1 protein-coding gene and 1 pseudogene are annotated in these 1,043 nt (G+C 23.3%); both read left to right on the top strand.

Annotated features, from left to right (window positions below):
- Window positions 1-617 (top strand): IS30 family transposase (locus EHU54_RS05990; protein ID WP_400249488.1); only part of this gene is annotated, 617 nt, incomplete at its 5' end.
- Window positions 618-632: 15 nt separating this feature from the next.
- Window positions 633-965, top strand: a pseudogene (locus EHU54_RS05995) (IS30 family transposase); the annotation flags it as partial.
- Between the last annotated feature and the right edge of the window lie 78 nt (window positions 966-1,043).

Genomic DNA, 1,043 nt, shown 5'->3' on the forward strand with positions numbered 1-1,043 from the left:
ATTTTAATTTAGTAGAAAGACATGATTTAAAAGAATATTTAGAATCCGAAAAATTTAAAAAGAAAAATGGCACACCTAATTATTCTAAAATAGGAAAAGTAATGAATAAAAGTCGTAATACTATTAGATTAGAGGCTAAAAGACTTAAAGAAGAATACGATCCTAAAAAAGCGAATGATGATTATAAAAATAAAAGAAAAAAATCTATAAAATATACTAAAATTAGAAAAAAAGTTGTAAATCACATAAGAAAAATTTTAAGTAAAAGACGCTATTCACCGATGTTAATTATCTTTGAATATGAAAAAAAGTATAATGAAAAGTTTCCATTTTCGCATGTGACACTTTACAAATATATTGATCATGGGGTTTTTGATGAAGAAGATAATGAAATTAAGAAAAAATTACCATTTAAAGGTAAAAAATTTAAAACAAAAAAGAGAAAAGATGATCGTGGTCAATTGACTAATATTAGATTTATTGAAGAAGCAGAACATGAAAAAGGTACTTTTGGTTGATTTCAAATGGACTGTATAGTTGGTAAAGAACATCAGTCTGCTTGTTTAACTTTTACAGAAGAAAAAAGTTTGTATACTATTTGTTTTAAATTAAATTAACATAATTCAGAAGAGGTTAATAAAGCCATTGAAAGTATTTTTAAAAATAAACTTTATAAAGAAAATATAAAAGGAATTATAACTGATAGAGGAAAAGAATTTTCAAACTGAAAAGGAATTGAAAAAATTACTGGAACTAATGTTTATTTTTGTGACCCCGGTAAACCAAAACAAAAACCTAAAATTGAAAGAATGAATAGAGATATTAGAGAATATCTTATTAAGGGAACAGATTTTAACAATATTACTCAAAAAGAAATTAATAAAGTTATGAAAATTATTAATGAGAAACCACGACCGAGTTTAGGTTGATTATCCTCCAAAGAGGTATTTTTACAAAATATTTAGTAATTAAATTATTAATTTTAGATTTTTAACAAAAATCATTTTTCGTGGTGCTGAAATAACTACATAATTTAAAAAAAT

It is taken from the genome of Spiroplasma sp. ald (genome assembly GCF_044714355.1).
GTDB classification, from domain to species: Bacteria; Bacillota_I; Bacilli_A; order Mycoplasmatales; family Mycoplasmataceae; genus Spiroplasma; species Spiroplasma phoeniceum.